Source organism: Mycobacterium sp., assembly GCF_025965855.1.
In the GTDB taxonomy this organism is placed as follows: Bacteria; Actinomycetota; Actinomycetes; order Mycobacteriales; family Mycobacteriaceae; genus Mycobacterium.
The window spans coordinates 1-15570 of sequence record NZ_JAOPWB010000132.1 but is presented as its reverse complement, the minus strand read 5'-3'; the positions used below and the strand labels follow the sequence as shown (position 1 = coordinate 15570).

Sequence of the window (15570 nt, the reverse complement as noted above, 5' to 3'; positions counted from 1 at the left end):
AGCGTAAAGCTGTTCCTCCCAATACCAGGGTTAATGCGGACTCCCGTTTTGGGACGTAACACACACATCGTGGATGTTGTGCCGCTTACCGACACCAAAAAGGAGCGGGGACATGAACCGAGAGGACGTCGAGTTCGGCGCCGAGGGCGACGTGACAATGCGGGGCTGGCTATTTACCCCCGATGGCCAGGGTCCCTTTCCAGCGATCACGATGGCGCACGGTTTCGCCGGGGTGAAGGAACATGGGCTGGAGCGCTTCGCCCGCTTCTTCGCCGACGCGGGCTTCGTGGTTCTGGTGCATGACCATCGCGGGTTCGGAGCCAGCGACGGCTCGCCGCGCTACGACGTCGACCCGTGGCAACAGATCGCCGACTGGCGCCGGGCGATCTCCTTCCTGGAAGCCCAGCCCAATGTCGACCCGCACCGGATCGGCCTGTGGGGCAGCAGCTATGCAGGCGGGCACGCCATCGTGCTCGGCGCCACCGACCGGCGGCTGCGTGCAGTCGTCGCCCAGGTCCCGACCATCAGCGGCTACGAGCAGAGCCTGCGACGGATCGCACCCGATCAGCAACCCGCGCTGGAGGCCGCCTTCATCGACGATGAACAACGCCAGTTTCGCGGCGAGCCGCCCGCCACCCAGGCGGTGATCAGCGCCGATCCCGCGACTCCCGCCGCCTACCGCGCCCCCGACGCTGTCGCGTTCTACAACCAGCCCGTGCCCGAGGGCGTGTGGCACAACGTGATGACCGTGCGGTCATCGCGCGCCGCCCGGATGTATGAGCCGGGAACGTGGATCTCGCGCGTCTCCCCTACACCGCTGCTGATGATCGTCGGGCTGGACGACACCATCACGGTCACTGACCTTGCATTGGCCGGCTACGAGCGGGCGCTGCAGCCGAAAAAGCTTGTCACCATCCCCGGTGGCCACTTCGACCCCTACACCGATCAGTTCGACAAGGCCGCCGGCGCGGCCCGCGACTGGTTCGTCGAATACCTAAACGCCCCCGAAACCACCGAAGGAAGGAATGGTCATGACACTGCTGCGCTATGAGGTGATGGTCCACGACGGGGTGCGACGCAACCGCGACCAGCGGCTGCCCGACGGAAGCCCCATCGTTTCCTCACCAGTTTCCTCGACGCTGATCTACGGCGAGCACGACGCCGTGCTGGTCGACCCGCCGTTCACCCACGACCAGATCCAACGAGTCGGCGACTGGGTCGAGGACTCCGGCAGGAGACTGACCCACATCTACGCGACCCATGGGCACGGCGATCACTGGTTCGGCACCGACGCGCTACTGCAGCGATTCCCGTCAGCTGTCGCGTACGCCACCGACGGCACCATCGCCAAGATGGGTGAGCAGGCCACGACTGGACGCGCCCAGATGTGGGATGTCGACTTCCCCGGCCAGATCCCACCGAGCCCCGTTGTCTACCAACGGGTTCCGGACGACGGATTCGAGCTGGAGGGCCAGCGCTTGCACGCCATCGAGGTCGGCCACACCGACACCGACGACACCACCGTCCTGCACGTGCCCTCGATCGGGCTCGTCGTGGCAGGCGATGTCGTCTACAACGGCGTGCACCAGTACCTGCTGGAAAGCGCCCACGGCGGCATCAACGCATGGCTGCAGGCGCTCAACACCGTCGTAGCGTTGGATCCGCGCGCCGTGGTCGCCGGGCACAAGAACAAAGACCTGCCCGATGACCCCAAGGCCATCAACGAGACCCGCGACTACCTGTTGGACGCGCAACGACTGCTCGCCGGCAATCCCAGCCCGGATGAGTTCTTCACCCAAATGACCCGGCTGTACCCGGATCGGCTCAACGTAGGACCCGTCTGGTACAGCGCGGTAGCGCTGCTGTCCTGACCTATCCGATAAAACCAAGGAGAAAAGTCATGATCATCGACACCGCAGATCTCGATCCGACATCGAGCTACAAACTACTCATCGGCAGCGTGCTGCCCCGCGCGATCGCCTGGGTCAGCACCGCGTCGCCCAGCGGAGTGGGCAACATCGCACCCGTATCGTTTTTCACCGTCGTCGGCCGGTTCCCGCCGGTGCTGTCGATCACCCTGCAACCGCGCTCTGACGGCGTCACGCTCAAGGACACCTTCGTCAACATCCGCGACAGAGGCGAGTTCGTGGTCAACATCGCCTCCATCGCGCAGGCGGACGCCGTGCACAAGTCGGCGGTCGAATTCGACTCCGACGTCGACGAATTCGCCGCCCTGGGCCTGGAGAAGGCATCCTCGGAGGTGATCGCGGCTCCGCGCATCGCCGACGCACCGATCTCGTTCGAATGCACGGTGAATCGCATCACCCCCATGCCGCCACTGCCCGACCACGTCGTGTGGGGCGACGTCAAGCGCATCCACGTCCGCGACGACCTCTACCTGGACCGCGGGCGCATCGACGTCGGAGCGGTCGGTGCATTCGGCAGGCTCGCAGGCGAGTACACGCTCGTCAACAACATCTTCACCACCCCGCTGCCCGAGGGTCTGGCCGCGGGACTGGCCGCAACGCGCGCCGAGCGTCTCGATGGCCACTCCAGTGACTACTCCCCCATCGACACCGCCGACTGGTCGCCGTCGGGTGCCACCAAGGCGGCGTCATGACCACGACACCGGACAACGTCAGCGTCACCACCACATCGGCGATCCTCGACGGTGCGCCCACCCTGCTGTTCATCAACGGCTTCCTGGATGACGCCACGGTGTGGGACGGCGTGATCGCCTCACTGGCAGGCAAAGTCAACACCGTCCGCTACGACCTGCCCGGGTTCGGCGCCCGGTCAACAGCGGTCACCGATCCACGCGAGCTGTCGTTGCAATCCCTGGCCGCCGAAGCCGGCGAGGTCCTCAACGAAACCGACTCTCAGGTGATCGTCGTCGGCCAGAGCCTGGGAACCCAGATCGCCGAACTCGTCGCCGCCGAACACGCCGACCGTGTCGACGGCCTCGTCCTGCTCACCCCCGTGCCACTGGGCGGCACCCGGCTACCCGAAGAGGCGGTAGCGCCGTTCCGGGCGCTCGCCGGTGACCCCGACGCGCAACGGGCGGCGCGAAGCCAACTCTCCCCGGCCCTGGCAGAAGAGCAGCTGGATCGGCTCATCGGATCGGGAGCACCGGTATTACCGGCCGTCGTGGCACGCTACGTCGATATCTGGAACAACGGAGTATCCGACGCCCCGGCCACCAGCGACTACACCGGGCCCGTTGTCGTAATCCGCGGCGACGCTGACGGATTCGTGACCAAAGCGCTCGTCGAGGAGATCGTGCCACGATTCCCCGGCGCCCGCGAAAAGGTCATCGATCGCGGCGGGCACTGGCTGCACGTCGAGCAACCAGACACAGTGGCCGAGATGATCCTGGAATTCAGCGATCAGATCACGCACACCACGACGGCCAGCGGATGGCGCGGCAGTTTCGCCGAACAGTCGCAGGACGCGTTCGCGGCCGAATTCGCCGACGACGTCGTCCTGGACGCCACCACCCTCGCCAAGCCGATCACGGGCAAGCAAGAAGTCGCACAGGTGCTGGCCACCGCGAGCTCGATCTATGAATCACTGGAGTTCACCGCCGAGGCTCATGACGGACCGACGACGTATCTGCAATGGAAAGCAACCGCCTTCGGCGGCACGCAGATCAGGGGCATCACCATCCTGGACCGCGACGCCAGCGGCAAAATCGCCGCAGTTGCCATCCACCATCGACCGCTGGGCGCCGTACTACGGTTCGCGACCGAGATCCGCAACCGACTCGCCGCCGAGATCCCGGCAGATCATTTCCTGCAGGAGACGCCATGACCTCGCCACTGAACTACAAACTCTTTGTCACAGAACAGATCCCACAATCGGGGCGCGGCCCGCTGCCCGACGGCACCACCCGCATGTGGTCGCCCATCACCTCGACGCTGATCCTGGGATCCCGCGACGCGGTACTCGTCGACCCTCCGCTGACCGACTCTCAGGCTACCGACGTCGGTGACTGGATCGAGTCATCGGGACGCCGGCTGCGCCAGATCTATATCACCCACGGCCACGGCGATCACTGGTTCGGGGCCATCCCGCTGCTGAAACGGTTCCCCGCGGTGACGGTGAGAGCCACCGAAGGCACCAAGGCACACATGGCCAGCCAAAACACCGAAGAGCTCCGAGCCAACGTCTGGGATAAGGTCTTTCCCGGTCAACTGCCCAGTGGCGAAGTCGATGTCGAGGTCGTCGACCACCGCGGTTTCGAGCTCGAGGGCGTTGGGCTGCGCCCGATCGAAGTCGGCCACACCGATACCGATGCGACGACCATGCTGCACGTGCCCGAGATCGCGCTCCTCGTGGCCGGCGACGTGGTCTACAACGGCGTGCATCTGTATCTCGCCGAGTCGGGCGGTATCCCGGGCATCGACGACTGGCTCGCCGCCCTCGATGTCGCCGAGGCGCTGCGCCCTGCGGCAGTCATAGCCGGCCACAAGAACCCGGGCGCGTTCGACGGCCCGTCGCAGATCCAGGCAACGCGACAGTATCTAACAGACGCACGTCACCTGGTCGGGTCGTCAGAACAAGCGCAGGAATTCTACGAGGGCATGCTTGCACTGCACCCGAACCGGCTAAACCCCGGCGCGCTGTGGGGCGCCGCCATCACGCTCTTCCCCGAGTCGTGACGCTTGGACGCTGACGACTTTCAGGCAAAGCGGATGTCGCGCAGGTCGATTGCGACCATCAGCTGATCGGGAATGGCGATGTTCTGGTCGTCGGCACGGTAGGCCCTGCGCTTGGAGGGCAGTTTGATGCCGCCGGCCTCGACGATGTCGGTGGTGTACTGGACGGCGGCAAATGCTCCGGCCACCTCGACGCGGTAGTCATGGCGGCGCAGCAGATGGTCGTCGCCGAAGTAGAACTCCTGAACCGTCGAGTGGGTTGCGATGACGGACGGAAACGGCGCCTGCAGTCCCATCCAGGTTTCGCCGTTGTCTTCCACCGGCGCGATCTCGTTCACCGAGACGCCTGGCAGCGTCAGCAGAAACGGCGTCGTGAGGTAGGTCCACATCGCGTAGCCGTTGAAGTAGGCGCGCTGCAGCGGATCCCACGGCGTGGCGAACTCATGCCCGTCGAATGATCGACGGGGATCGCGTCGCTCGGAAACCACAGTGCCGTCAAGCTTTTCGATCGCGATCCGGTCGGGGGTGAAGTCGGTCTTCTGATCGTCGGCGCCGAACGACCGGACCGAAGCCCACTCGTGATCAGTTGCGACGCTCATCTGCCGCGGCTGCGGATCCTGCGGCTGGCCCTTGATGGCCCACAACCCTCCTCCGGTGACGACGGTGGCTTGCACTGCGCTGAATTGCCGCCAACGCTCGAGTCCGCCATGCGCACGCAGAACCGCGTCAAGCAAACCAGTCACGAAAACCCTTTGTCGACGTCATGCCTTGTCGATTCTCACATTGCGTGTCATTTTCCGGCCGGTTGACCTGGGGTGATGGTGCACGTCTCATGCCGTGTCATCTGCAATCTGTCTCAGATGCATGTCATTTTCCGCGCGAGCCACGGAGACCGCAGCTGAGAGCCGGGCCGCTGGGAACGTGGTGGCGCTACGGCGTCGGGCGCGTACCTAGGAGCCTGCGGTCACGCCGCCTTCCGCCGGAGCACGGCAGCGGCAATCTTGTCGGCGATCTCAGCGACCGAGTGGCGGGAGGTCTCGAAGCAATCCAAATCGGGCAGGATGCCGCTGTACTCCCTGACCTAGCCGAAATCGACGCCGTCCAGGACGGGTATCAGGGTCTTCTTGCTGAGGAGCGCTCCAAGTTCACGATCTGTCCAGAAGCGGCCAGCCAGATAGGCCGGAGTCAGGAGCGCGATCCCGCAATGCGCCTTCGCAAGGCCCCGATCCATCTGGAGCGCCTGGCTGGCTCCGGGCTCGATAACGACCTCGTCGAACCAGACCCGAATGCCGAGGCCTTGGAGATGGGTGCACAACTCGCGACCAACTTCGGCAGGCCCAACGCGTGCTGTCCACCTCACCGCGTTGGGTCCAGGTGGACAGCACAACCTCAAAAATGTGTTGCGGGTGGTCATTCCGGTGCCGCGGTGATTAGCGCCCCCTTGTCTTTGAGTGCCTGTATTTGGCCGTCGGTGCAGCCGAGCTCTTTGAGGATTACCTCGTTGTGTTCGCCTTGGTGGGCGGGGATTTGCTCGGCAAGGCTGCCATCGTGGTCGCTGAAGTGCCACGGCGGCGCGGGGATTGTGACGGTCCCTCCGTGTCGGTCGGAGACTTCCCGGGTCAGGACCCAGTCCTTGGCCCATTCGGTCTCGTTAAACTCGGCGATATCGCGCAGTTGACCGGTTGCGATCTTGGATTCGTCGAATTGCGCGTCCAGAGCTTCCATGGAATCGAAGGTGTCGATCCAGTTTTGGACGATGGTGTGTAACGCATCGAAGTTCGTCCGGCGCGACTCTGCGCTGCCAAATCGCGGATCGTCGACCAGATCGGGCCGGCGCATGGCGTGCAGATAGAGCGGGAACGTTTCGGTGCCGACAAGACTGATTGGGGAGACGAACTGTTCTCCTTCTGGGCCGGTGAAAAACACGCAGTCGGTGGCACCCAGGATCGGGGGCTCGGCGCCCAGGTCGATGTCGGACAGGTCGTAGTGGACTCGTTCGTTGATCGAGGTGAGCACCGCGGCCATCGCGACGTCGACGTACTGGCCCTGGCCGGTGACTCGGCGATGCGCCAGCGCGGCCAGCACCGCGATAGTCGCATGCAGCCCCGCATAGACGTCGGCGTGCGACAACGCATCGCTTCGACGCGCATCCCCTTCGACACCGAACTGCCGCAAGGTGTTCTCGGTGAATCCGGTCTCGGCCTGCACGGTGGGGGCATAGGCCATCCGGGTGCGCCACGACCCGCGTTGGCCGTAGCCGCTGATGGAGACGTAGACCACGCCGGGATTGCGCGCGGCCACCGACTTGTAGTCGAGACCGAACGCGGCCAAAGCTCCGGGACGGAAGTTCTCCACGATCACGTCGATGGTGTCGCACAACTGGGCGACCACCTCGCGTGCTTCGGGGAAATTCAGGTCGATGCTCAGGACGCGTTTGCCGGCGTTTTGCTGGGCGTAGTAGCCGCTGATCTCACCCTGTCGCGGGTAGGAGGTCCGAGTGATATCGCCGGTGGGGGGTTCGATCTTGATGACTTCGGCCCCCAGGTCGAGCAGGTGTTTGGTGCAGTGGGGTCCGGCCAGTACGCGGGTGAAGTCAATGACGCGCCCGCCCTCTAGTGGCAAGCTCATGATTATTTCCCTTCGAATCGTGCGGCACCGGGACCGTTGGCGGCCAACGACTCAAGACCGCGTTTGAGGTCTTCGGACTTCCAGTAGTCGGCTTGCAGGTCGCGCATCACCTCGTCGGCGGCGGGCACGCCGTGGGCCAGGGTGTAGGACACGATCGCTTTAGTCGAGGCGTGTGCCAGGGTGGGGCCGTTGGCCAGTTCCTGGGCGACCGTCACACTGACATCACCGAGCTTCTCGTCGGGCACCACCCGGTTGATGATGTTCCAGCGCTCCAGCGTGCGAGCGTCGTACCGGCGGGCCAACAGCGCCATTTCCTTGGCCCGCGCCGCCCCGGCGCGCTCGGTGACCCGCTGAATCCCACCCATCAGCGGGTTGAGCCCGAGCGTGGCCTCGACGCTGCCGATCTTGGCTGACTCGCTAGAAATGATCAGGTCGCACGCCAGCGCGATCTCAAGCCCGCCGCCGACCGTCACGCCGTGAATGGCGGCCACGATCGGCACGGGCAACGAGTCGAACGCGCGCAGCACCTCGACCAAGTCGATGTCCGGGGCAACACCGCGGTAGGCGCTTTGGAACATCGCTAGATCGGCGCCGGCGCAGAAATTACGCAACCCGCTGTTGAGCAGCACCGCGCGTGCGCCTTGGTCTTTCGCCCACTGCAGACCCTCGAGCAACCCGGCGGTCAGCTCGGTCCCCAGGAAATTGTGCGGGGCGTACTGCATCGTCAGCACGGCGAGGTGGCCGTCCATCTCCCGCCCTACTGGCGGGGTGTCTGGACCGGGCACAACCAGGCGCGCGGGTGCCCCATCAGTGGCGTGTTCTGTACTACTCATTTCACTTCATCTCCTTACTATCTCGGTTGACCTATTTACTTACTGATCTCGTTCTAGAAGCGTTGTTGTGCAGTGACTTTCGCACCTCGGCCGACGTGGAATTCGGCCCTAGAGTGGAGACCAATCCTTCGATTGAGCTGCACCGGTTCAGCATCGGTGCGTATTGCTCACTGATACTGTTTGTTTTGGCTTGCGCCAGACCAGGCGGGCGTTTCGGAGTTGCCCGTCGATCAGCGTGGGCTCGGTGGGACCGAGCTCGAGGCGCTGTTTGCCGATTTTGGCTGCGCGGTATTGGGTGCCGCCGATCCAGTTGGGCAGCAGGCTGACCTGGACGTGGTGGCTGATCACGTTGTCATCGGACACGGTGTAAGGGCCGGTGTAGGCAAGGTATCCGCTGGCCGCAGCAGCCAGTTCCTCGTTGTCGCCGGCCGCGAGGTCTCCGGTGTGAAACTGCGGGCGGTCTGAGCGCATGATCTGGGCGGACATGTACTCGTTAGCGGTGTACATGATGATTCCCCGCGCGTCAGAACCCAAGGGGTAGTGCACATTAGACCCGTCGAGGTCGAAACTTTCGTAGGACTCCAAGATCCAGGCCCCGATGATGTAGTGGCGCAAGTCAATGTCGGTGGATATGGTCATGATGGTTTCCATTCATGGTGATGTAGTTATTGCGTTGTAGCGCTGGTGGCTCCGTCCCGCTCACTCACCCCGGCCTCAAACCCCGGTTGGGCGAGCAGGCTGATGGCCCCATCTGTGCTGGCCCGTTGTCGTTAAGCGGCGGCGTCTTCGAAGACCTTCACCATTTCGGCGTCCAGCAACGCGGGAACATCAGACTCGCGTGTTTCCAGAAATTTGCTGAAAAAGGCCGAGGGCAGATCCAGGTCGATGCGGGTTTCCTCACCGTCGCGCTGGGACACGCAGATCCGAACCGGTGCTCCCAGTCCTGATGCGCCGGTGTAGCGGAACAGGCCGCGGGCGATGACGGCGTTACCCACCAGGTAGAACTTGGACTCGATCGGGATGCCGGCGAGCCTGAACGACGAACCTTGCTCGAAGTCCCAGAAGATGGAGAACTTGCTCGGTGCCGAAACCCGTGCCACGTAGGCCTCAAGACCTTCCTTGTCCTGGTGTACCACGTACTCCATGAACTTTGCGATCGAGAAGCGCTGCAACTTGGCTTCGATGGCCGCAGTGACGTCGGTGTAGGACTTCTTCGAACGGATAGTGACGAGTGCACCCTCGAAGGGAGTCAGCGTCTTATCGGGCAATGCGTGAACCTCAGTCATGACAGTTCCTTTCCTACGTTTTCTGTTTGGTGCCACCGTCTTTGGCGGCTACCAACAGCGTGGCCCGATTCGACAGGGTTCGGGAGCCGCCAGCCAGTCCCAGTTGATCGTGATATTGAGAGGGACCGGCTTAGGATCAAGCGGTGGCGACACGCAAGGCTGATGCCCTCGGTGACTATCTGACCGCGCGACGCAAGCAGGTGCGGCCCGAGGACGTCGGGCTCGATCCTGGGTCACGGCGACGTGTGGCGGGTTTGCGCCGTGAGGAAGTGGCGTTGCTCGCCGGCATCAGCGTCGCCTACTACCTGCGGATCGAACAGGGCCATGTCACCCACCCATCAGAACAGGTGGTGTACGCCCTTGCCCGAGCACTGCAACTGGACATCGAAGGGACCGAGCATCTTTGCCAGCTAGCGCACCTCCCCGGCAAGCACGGGACCGAACCCGCGACGCAGAAAGTTGCCGACGGCCTGGGTCGACTGATCGCGCAATTCCCCATGCCGGCTGCCATCGTCAACCGGTGCCTCGATGTGCTGGCCTCCAACCCCTGCGCCCGCGCACTGTCACCCGAGTACACGATCGGCGAAAACGTGCTCCGCTGGCGCCTCCTGGAACCGGCTGCGCGGCAGCTCTACTCGAATTGGGAATACGCATCGGAAAACCTCGTGCGCGGGCTGCGAGAGGTCGCCGTCACCGATTTAAACGATCGCCGCTTGCGCGCCCTGATCGACCAGCTCACCCAGGACAGCCCACTTTTCCGTCAGCTCTGGGAGCGTGCCGACGTCGGCTACCGCGTCGGCACCATCAAGATGCGTCATCCCCGAGTCGGCGAGCTGGAGCTGTACCGAAACCGGCTCTCCCTGCCCCATTCCGGGGGACAACACATCCTCATCTACCACGCCGAGCCCGAAAGTGTCACCGCCCGTGCGCTAGAGGCATTACGGTCCCTGCCGACACAGGATGCGGACAGCCCAACTCGCCCGGATCTGGCTCGTTAGCCCAACACGGTGCGTGGCAGCCCGGAATGACCACGACACGAGCGGTGGCCCGCTTGGCGTCAGTCCGAGGCGGAAAGCGACCCTGTTGCCTGGCCCATGCGTGACAAAGGCCGCTCCCGCCCGTGCAGCACCCGGCTAGTCGTCGTGAGTAGCAGCCAGCACTCGATACAGCCGCAGGCCCTCGGCCAGGAAGAAGAAGTCCGCGAGCGCATCAAGGTCCGCGATGGCGTTGGCTTGCTACTGAATAGGGGTGTAATGCGCAACTGCGTCCTCGTCCCACTCGATCCCGCTACCGGGAAGGTCATCGGGTTTGACTAAACCTCCCAACGGAACTGAGGCCCGGGCCAATACCGCATCCGCAAGCCCGAAGTATTCGAGGTAATGCGTGCAGGACGAGAGTGCAAGCAGGTGAGCACTCATCTCCTGATAAAAGTGGTTGGACACGGGTACGCCGGCGGCCTCGCACATCGAGACCGCCTCGAGCCAGCCCGTGACACCGCCGATCTTCATGAGATCCGCCATGGCGAGGTCGGAGGCTCTACGAGAAAGCATCGCCATCATGCCTCGCGGGCCCCACACGTTTTCGCCGAGTTGAAGCGGCGTCTTGATGGCTTCGGCAATTCGCGCGTGCCCGTCTAAGTCCTCACACAGGGTTGGCTCTTCGATCCACGCAAGCCCTTCATCGTCGAGCGCGTGGCACCGACGAATGGCCTCCGGCACGTTGAGTGCCTGGTTGTAGTCGACCATCAGGTCAATGTCGGCCCCAATGACCCTACGGACGCCACGAACCACTTCGAGGTCCTGCTTCAGCGTCGGGTAGCCGATCTTTATCTTGATCGCACGAAATCCCGCCTCCACGCCGCGTTCTGCGGCCTCGACAGCGCGCTGCAGACCGTCCATGCCGAAGCTCGCGTACGCCTTGATTGGCTCCGGCTCACCGCCGAGGAGTCGAACCAGTGGGAGCCTTGACATGCGGGCATGCACGTCCCACAGCGCCATGTCCAGACCTGCCAGGGCCATGTCCATCAGGCCTGGGGTCCCGAGCAGAACGAGACGGCTTCGAATTCTGCCCATCACGGTTTTCGGCGCAGCGGGCTCGCCGACGAGCTGCCCCGAGATGTCTTCGAGGAGCTTGGTCATCGCCGGCAGCACGCTCGGTGCATACGTACATACATATGCGTGCCCGACGACTCCGCTGTCGCTAGCGACATCGACAAGAACCAGCGGAGCTGACGCCATCACGCCGCTCGCGGTCACGAACGGGGGATGGAGTGGGACGATTACCGGCCGTATCCGCACATTTGCGACCGTTGGCACTTGGCGATCTAGGGCCGGCGATGTGATGTGTTCACCTAACTGCGGCAGTGTTTCTCAGACGTCGAAGACCAGCAGCGTGCTTGAGGCAGTGGCCACCGTCGCACCTGAGGCGTCGGTGACGACGCCTTCGGTGAATCCCACCCGGGTGCCGGACTTGACGACGGTCCCAGTCGCGGTGAGCAGGCCACTGCTGAGCCGGACCGCCTTGAGGTAGTTGACCTTGATCTCCACCGAGGTGTAGCGCCTGCGCTTCGGCAGCGTGCTGTGCAGCGCGCAGCCCAGAACGGAGTCCAGCAGGCTGCAGACGAGGCCGCCGTGAACGGCGCCGATGGGGTTGTACGCCGACTCGTCCGGTCGACAGTTGAACACGACGCGACCCGGCTCAGCCGAGACGAGATCGAACTGCATCAGCCCGGCGACGGGAGGGGGCGGGAGCGTGCCGGCGATCATCGCCCGCAGGTAGTCCACGCCGGTCATCGACAGGCCCTTCACGGTGCTGGGGCCGGGGTCGTACCAAGTGACCGTACGCGAGCGTTCCGGTCCCCACCCCGTGCGGGCGGTGGTGTCGGTGGATTCTGCGGTCACGTCGTCTCCTTGGTGTGCGACCGGGTGTGGCGGTGGCGGTCACGATCGGGGTCATGGGGCTGGAGATTTCTGGTTGCCGATTCTTAGGTAGTCGTTTGGTTTGGGTTGGCCGGCTCGGAGTCGGAACCGCATTCGTTCGTCGGCGCCGGGCCCCGGTGTGGGGACGAGTTGTCGACGGCTGACGCGTTGTCCGGTTTCGGTCGCGATCATGGTGAGTGCGACCGGGCTGCCGCTTTGTGAGTCGAAGACTTCCAGCGGGGGACCGATCGTGCCGTGCAGTTGCCATCGATCACCCCATTCACGCAGCGCGGCAAGGACCATCAGCAAATCGCGGCCCTTCTCGGTGAGCTCGTAGCCTCTCGCCGACGGTGCATGGTGTTTGACGATGACCTTGCAGGCCTGCAATCGCCGTAGCCGATCGGCGAGGGTCTGAGGCGGTATGCCCGACGATGCTTGCAGGTCGTCGAAACGCGAAAGCCCGAGCATCAGGTCGCGGATGATGACCAATGACCACCGATCACCGACGTGCTCGAGTGCCCCGGCGACCGAGCACTTCATGTCCGCGAATGATCGAGTGCGCATCCTGACTCCGTCCTTGCACTGGTGAGGGTGAGCAACCTCATCGCCGCCGTGGTCCCACGGCTCACCTTACTATGATAATCATAGTAAGGTGGCTTCCGCATCGTTTCTCGCCTGAAAGGTCCTCGCCATGCCGCGTCCCCAAAATCTCGGACTCGTGTCCCACTCCATTCCCGCTGCCGATTGGCTGAAGGTCATCGACGTCGTCAATCGGCTCAACATGGCGCTTGACTATTGGGACGTGGAGGCGATCCTCGAGGTGTACACCGAGGACTGCACCGTCGAGCATCCGCACGGGCTGGTGCGGGGTCGTGACGAGGTGCGCGCGTTCCTTGACGCCTACCGACCTCTCACCGACGGGGTGCGGCGCAGCAACATCAACCAGGTGGTCGACGCCAACGATGACGGCACGTTGACGGTGACGAGTCAAATCATCCTGTTGCGCGTCGCCGCCGCGGGTGAGGGCCGCGCGATGGATTGGCGGGATGTCGCGGGCCGCCGCGATGGACTGCCGGCAGTGTTCGTGCATTCTCTGGTTACTGACCGGCTGCGAAACGATCCGGAGTTCGGCTGGCGGATCTGTGCCCGGATCGTTGAGGACACCACCGCGAACACAGCGATGAGCCCGGTGTCGCGTCCAGGCTCCGATTAGGTTGGCGCGCAGGTCCTCTGCTGCGGTCGTGGTCATGGCGTGTCTCTTTTGCGGCATGTGCTCAGGCCGAAGCGTTGGCGGCGGCCTGGGCGCTCGGCTGAGTTCGATATGGAGGACAGGAAACCCATTGTCACCGAACAGCCAGCGGAAATGTCCGACGTCTCTAACACTGAACAACCAAGGAGTCCCGTCATGGCGGTACCGCAGTACGGCGACTACCAATATGGGATCTACTTCGACGGCCTGGACGGTCGGCTGCCAAAGTATCCGGTCGATTTCGCCTCACTGGAGCGCGCGGCGGCCGAGGTGCTGCCGTCCTGGGTGTACTCGTACGTTGCCGGTGGTTGTGGTGATGAGGGCACCCAGCGCGCCAATGTGGATGCCTTCTCCCGCTATGGGATCGTGCCGCGCATGCTGGTGGGTGCCACCGAGCGTGACCTGTCGGTGTCACTGTTCGACATGACGTGGCCCGCGCCGGTGTTCATGAGCCCGATCGGGGTCATCGGGCTGTGTTCGCAGGACTTCCACGGCGACATCGCGGTGGCCAAGGCCTCCGCGCAGACCGGTGTGCCGATGGTGCCCTCAACTCTGACCCAAGACCGCCTCGAAGACGTGGCCCCGCACGCCGGAGCCACCCCGGGGCTGTTTCAGCTCTACACCCCCAACGACAAGGACCTGGCCGCCAGCTTTGTGGCTCGCGCCGAGAAAGCCGGGTATAAGGCCGTTGTCGTAACGTTGGACACCTGGGTGATCGGATGGCGCCCGCGGGACCTGAACACGGCTAATCTCCCGTTCCTGCGTGGCTACGGACTGCAGAACTACTTCACCGACGAGGTGTTCCTCAAGCGGCTGGACAAGTCCCCGACCGAGGACCCGAAGGCGGCCGCCCTGGAGTGGGTCAAGGTGTTTGGCAAAGGGTTGCGTTGGGTGGATCTGGGCTGGTTGCGCTCATTGACGACGCTGCCGATCCTGCTCAAGGGCATCCAGCACCCCGACGACGTCCGTCAGGCCCGCGACTACGGGGTCGACGGCATCTACTGCTCCAACCACGGCGGGCGCCAGGCCAACGGTGGGCTGCCCGCCCTCGACGCCCTGCCGGCCCTCGTGGAGGCCGCTGAGGGAATGCCGGTGCTGTTCGACAGCGGCGTGCGCAGCGGCTCCGACGTGGCCAAAGCCCTGGCGCTGGGGGCAACCGCCGTCGGCGTCGGCCGCCCGTACGCGTATGCACTAGCCGTCGGAGGCACCGACGGGGTCGTGTCCCAATTGCGATCCCTGCTCGCCGAACTGGACCTGCTGATGGCCATCGACGGCTTCCCCACCATCGCAGACCTGCGCTCAGCCGGCACCCGACGCCTCTGATCGGACCCACCGACGTGGCGTACGTCTTTGCCGTGGAACCAAAAGGGCTACTAGCCCTTTCCCCGAACACTGAAAGGGAACAAACACCATGACAAGCACCCAGCCGCGCGCCCTACAGCACAGCATGACTCGGGTGGACATTCCCACCGGTATCGCCTTCGACGAATTCCGCGCCGCCTTCGAAGAAGCAGCCCCGGCTTTCGACGCCGTGCAAATCCAGCAGATCAGCGACAGCGCCGGCACCTGGGACGACGTGCGGGCCGCCGTGACCGCCAACGCGCCCAACGAGCTCATGGTGTACGCAATGATCGACGCAACTCCGCACATGGCGGTGGCCGGACACCACATCAAAGCCGTTGAATACTTGCTGGGCAACCACACGATCGCCGAAACCATGTTCCGCCACGATCCCACGGCGCTGCTGTACGCGCCTCTGCGCGTTTTGGTGTACAGCGACCCCGACGGCAACGCCATCTTTACGATGGACCGGCCCAGCGCCGCCTTCGCCAGCCTGGGCATCCCCGAGGTCACCGCCGTAGGCGAGTCATTGGATCGCAAGGTCGCTGCCCTGCTGCGGGTCATCGGAGTCAACGCCGACGATGTCTTCGATCGCCCGGACGAAACCGCGGACAACCCGGAACGGGGCCCAGAGTGAGCATCCTGATCGTCGGGGCC

18 protein-coding genes are annotated in these 15570 nt (G+C 64.0%); 9 read left to right on the top strand and 9 right to left on the bottom strand.

The features are described 5' to 3' along the window. The first annotated feature begins 112 nt into the window (after positions 1–112). The 5 genes from JWP83_RS10170 to JWP83_RS10150 are packed head-to-tail and all read left to right on the top strand — an operon-like array spanning position 113 to position 4661. Positions 113–1051 carry an alpha/beta fold hydrolase gene (locus tag JWP83_RS10170; RefSeq protein ID WP_297729585.1) on the top strand — a complete coding sequence of 313 codons (939 nt, stop codon included), beginning with the start codon at positions 113–115 and terminating at the stop codon, positions 1049–1051. Beyond that, complete coding sequence (locus tag JWP83_RS10165) at positions 1032–1871, top strand: MBL fold metallo-hydrolase (protein WP_297729582.1); 840 nt, start codon at positions 1032–1034, stop codon at positions 1869–1871. Before JWP83_RS10170 ends, JWP83_RS10165 begins: the two co-directional genes overlap by 20 nt. A gap of 29 nt (positions 1872–1900) precedes the next feature. After that, complete coding sequence (locus tag JWP83_RS10160) at positions 1901–2620, top strand: flavin reductase family protein (RefSeq protein ID WP_297729578.1); 720 nt, start codon at positions 1901–1903, stop codon at positions 2618–2620. Then, complete coding sequence (locus JWP83_RS10155; RefSeq protein ID WP_297729575.1) at positions 2617–3810, top strand: alpha/beta hydrolase; 1194 nt, start codon at positions 2617–2619, stop codon at positions 3808–3810. The genes JWP83_RS10160 and JWP83_RS10155 overlap by 4 nt, the downstream gene beginning before the upstream one ends. Beyond that, positions 3807–4661, top strand: coding sequence for an MBL fold metallo-hydrolase (locus JWP83_RS10150; RefSeq protein ID WP_297729572.1), 855 nt, complete (start codon positions 3807–3809; stop codon positions 4659–4661). The genes JWP83_RS10155 and JWP83_RS10150 overlap by 4 nt, the downstream gene beginning before the upstream one ends. Positions 4662–4681: 20 nt before the next feature. Here JWP83_RS10150 and JWP83_RS10145 read toward each other — a convergent pair whose 3' ends face one another. The 6 genes from JWP83_RS10145 to JWP83_RS10120 all read right to left on the bottom strand — a co-directional run bounded on the left by JWP83_RS10145 (position 4682) and on the right by JWP83_RS10120 (position 9405). Continuing rightward, the gene (locus tag JWP83_RS10145; RefSeq protein WP_297729569.1) at positions 4682–5401 is read right to left on the bottom strand and encodes a hypothetical protein; all 720 of its coding nucleotides are present in this window, start codon (positions 5399–5401) and stop codon (positions 4682–4684) included. Between the two features lie 338 nt (positions 5402–5739). Further along, positions 5740–5973 (bottom strand): toll/interleukin-1 receptor domain-containing protein, encoded by a 234-nt coding sequence (locus tag JWP83_RS10140; RefSeq protein WP_297729566.1) that lies wholly within the window; start codon positions 5971–5973, stop codon positions 5740–5742. A 95-nt stretch (positions 5974–6068) separates the two neighbouring features. Then, the gene (locus JWP83_RS10135) at positions 6069–7286 is read right to left on the bottom strand and encodes a CaiB/BaiF CoA-transferase family protein (protein ID WP_297729563.1); all 1218 of its coding nucleotides are present in this window, start codon (positions 7284–7286) and stop codon (positions 6069–6071) included. A gap of 2 nt (positions 7287–7288) precedes the next feature. Next, the gene (locus tag JWP83_RS10130) at positions 7289–8119 is read right to left on the bottom strand and encodes an enoyl-CoA hydratase/isomerase family protein (protein ID WP_297729561.1); all 831 of its coding nucleotides are present in this window, start codon (positions 8117–8119) and stop codon (positions 7289–7291) included. A gap of 147 nt (positions 8120–8266) precedes the next feature. Beyond that, positions 8267–8758, bottom strand: a complete 492-nt coding sequence (locus tag JWP83_RS10125) for a lipocalin-like domain-containing protein (protein ID WP_297729558.1) — start codon at positions 8756–8758, stop codon at positions 8267–8269. A gap of 131 nt (positions 8759–8889) precedes the next feature. Beyond that, on the bottom strand, positions 8890–9405 hold the full coding sequence (locus JWP83_RS10120; RefSeq protein WP_297729556.1) for a hypothetical protein: 516 nt from the start codon (positions 9403–9405) through the stop codon (positions 8890–8892). 143 nt (positions 9406–9548) lie between these two features. On the opposite strand from JWP83_RS10120, the gene JWP83_RS10115 reads away from it, so the two are divergent. Continuing rightward, positions 9549–10403 carry a helix-turn-helix transcriptional regulator gene (locus tag JWP83_RS10115; RefSeq protein WP_297729553.1) on the top strand — a complete coding sequence of 285 codons (855 nt, stop codon included), beginning with the start codon at positions 9549–9551 and terminating at the stop codon, positions 10401–10403. A gap of 237 nt (positions 10404–10640) precedes the next feature. Here the strand turns inward: JWP83_RS10115 and JWP83_RS10110 are convergent, their stop codons facing one another. From JWP83_RS10110 to JWP83_RS10100, 3 genes are all read right to left on the bottom strand, one after another. Beyond that, positions 10641–11702, bottom strand: coding sequence for an enolase C-terminal domain-like protein (locus tag JWP83_RS10110; RefSeq protein ID WP_297729588.1), 1062 nt, complete (start codon positions 11700–11702; stop codon positions 10641–10643). Positions 11703–11774: 72 nt separating this feature from the next. Further along, positions 11775–12305: a PaaI family thioesterase gene (locus JWP83_RS10105; protein ID WP_297729550.1), complete on the bottom strand. Its 531-nt coding sequence runs from the start codon at positions 12303–12305 to the stop codon at positions 11775–11777. Positions 12306–12356: 51 nt separating this feature from the next. Further along, the gene (locus JWP83_RS10100) at positions 12357–12887 is read right to left on the bottom strand and encodes a helix-turn-helix domain-containing protein (RefSeq protein ID WP_297729547.1); all 531 of its coding nucleotides are present in this window, start codon (positions 12885–12887) and stop codon (positions 12357–12359) included. 127 nt (positions 12888–13014) lie between these two features. On the opposite strand from JWP83_RS10100, the gene JWP83_RS10095 reads away from it, so the two are divergent. From JWP83_RS10095 to JWP83_RS10085, 3 genes are all read left to right on the top strand, one after another. Beyond that, positions 13015–13536, top strand: coding sequence for a nuclear transport factor 2 family protein (locus tag JWP83_RS10095; protein WP_297729544.1), 522 nt, complete (start codon positions 13015–13017; stop codon positions 13534–13536). A 192-nt stretch (positions 13537–13728) separates the two neighbouring features. Next, complete coding sequence (locus tag JWP83_RS10090; RefSeq protein WP_297729541.1) at positions 13729–14895, top strand: alpha-hydroxy-acid oxidizing protein; 1167 nt, start codon at positions 13729–13731, stop codon at positions 14893–14895. Between the two features lie 88 nt (positions 14896–14983). Further along, positions 14984–15550 (top strand): DUF302 domain-containing protein, encoded by a 567-nt coding sequence (locus JWP83_RS10085; RefSeq protein WP_297729538.1) that lies wholly within the window; start codon positions 14984–14986, stop codon positions 15548–15550. Positions 15551–15570: the final 20 nt, after the last annotated feature.

What these genes read in the sequence shown, in the direction of transcription:
- JWP83_RS10170 (WP_297729585.1), top strand. Translation starts at nt 113, where the DNA reads ATGAACCGAGAGGACGTCGAGTTCGGCGCCGAGGGCGACGTGACAATG.
- JWP83_RS10165 (WP_297729582.1), top strand. Translation starts at nt 1,032, where the DNA reads ATGACACTGCTGCGCTATGAGGTGATGGTCCACGACGGGGTGCGACGC.
- JWP83_RS10160 (WP_297729578.1), top strand. Translation starts at nt 1,901, where the DNA reads ATGATCATCGACACCGCAGATCTCGATCCGACATCGAGCTACAAACTA.
- JWP83_RS10155 (WP_297729575.1), top strand. Translation starts at nt 2,617, where the DNA reads ATGACCACGACACCGGACAACGTCAGCGTCACCACCACATCGGCGATC.
- JWP83_RS10150 (WP_297729572.1), top strand. Translation starts at nt 3,807, where the DNA reads ATGACCTCGCCACTGAACTACAAACTCTTTGTCACAGAACAGATCCCA.
- JWP83_RS10135 (WP_297729563.1), bottom strand. Translation starts at nt 7,286, where the DNA reads ATGAGCTTGCCACTAGAGGGCGGGCGCGTCATTGACTTCACCCGCGTA.
- JWP83_RS10130 (WP_297729561.1), bottom strand. Translation starts at nt 8,119, where the DNA reads ATGAGTAGTACAGAACACGCCACTGATGGGGCACCCGCGCGCCTGGTT.
- JWP83_RS10125 (WP_297729558.1), bottom strand. Translation starts at nt 8,758, where the DNA reads ATGACCATATCCACCGACATTGACTTGCGCCACTACATCATCGGGGCC.
- JWP83_RS10120 (WP_297729556.1), bottom strand. Translation starts at nt 9,405, where the DNA reads ATGACTGAGGTTCACGCATTGCCCGATAAGACGCTGACTCCCTTCGAG.
- JWP83_RS10100 (WP_297729547.1), bottom strand. Translation starts at nt 12,887, where the DNA reads ATGCGCACTCGATCATTCGCGGACATGAAGTGCTCGGTCGCCGGGGCA.
- JWP83_RS10095 (WP_297729544.1), top strand. Translation starts at nt 13,015, where the DNA reads ATGCCGCGTCCCCAAAATCTCGGACTCGTGTCCCACTCCATTCCCGCT.
- JWP83_RS10090 (WP_297729541.1), top strand. Translation starts at nt 13,729, where the DNA reads ATGGCGGTACCGCAGTACGGCGACTACCAATATGGGATCTACTTCGAC.
- JWP83_RS10085 (WP_297729538.1), top strand. Translation starts at nt 14,984, where the DNA reads ATGACAAGCACCCAGCCGCGCGCCCTACAGCACAGCATGACTCGGGTG.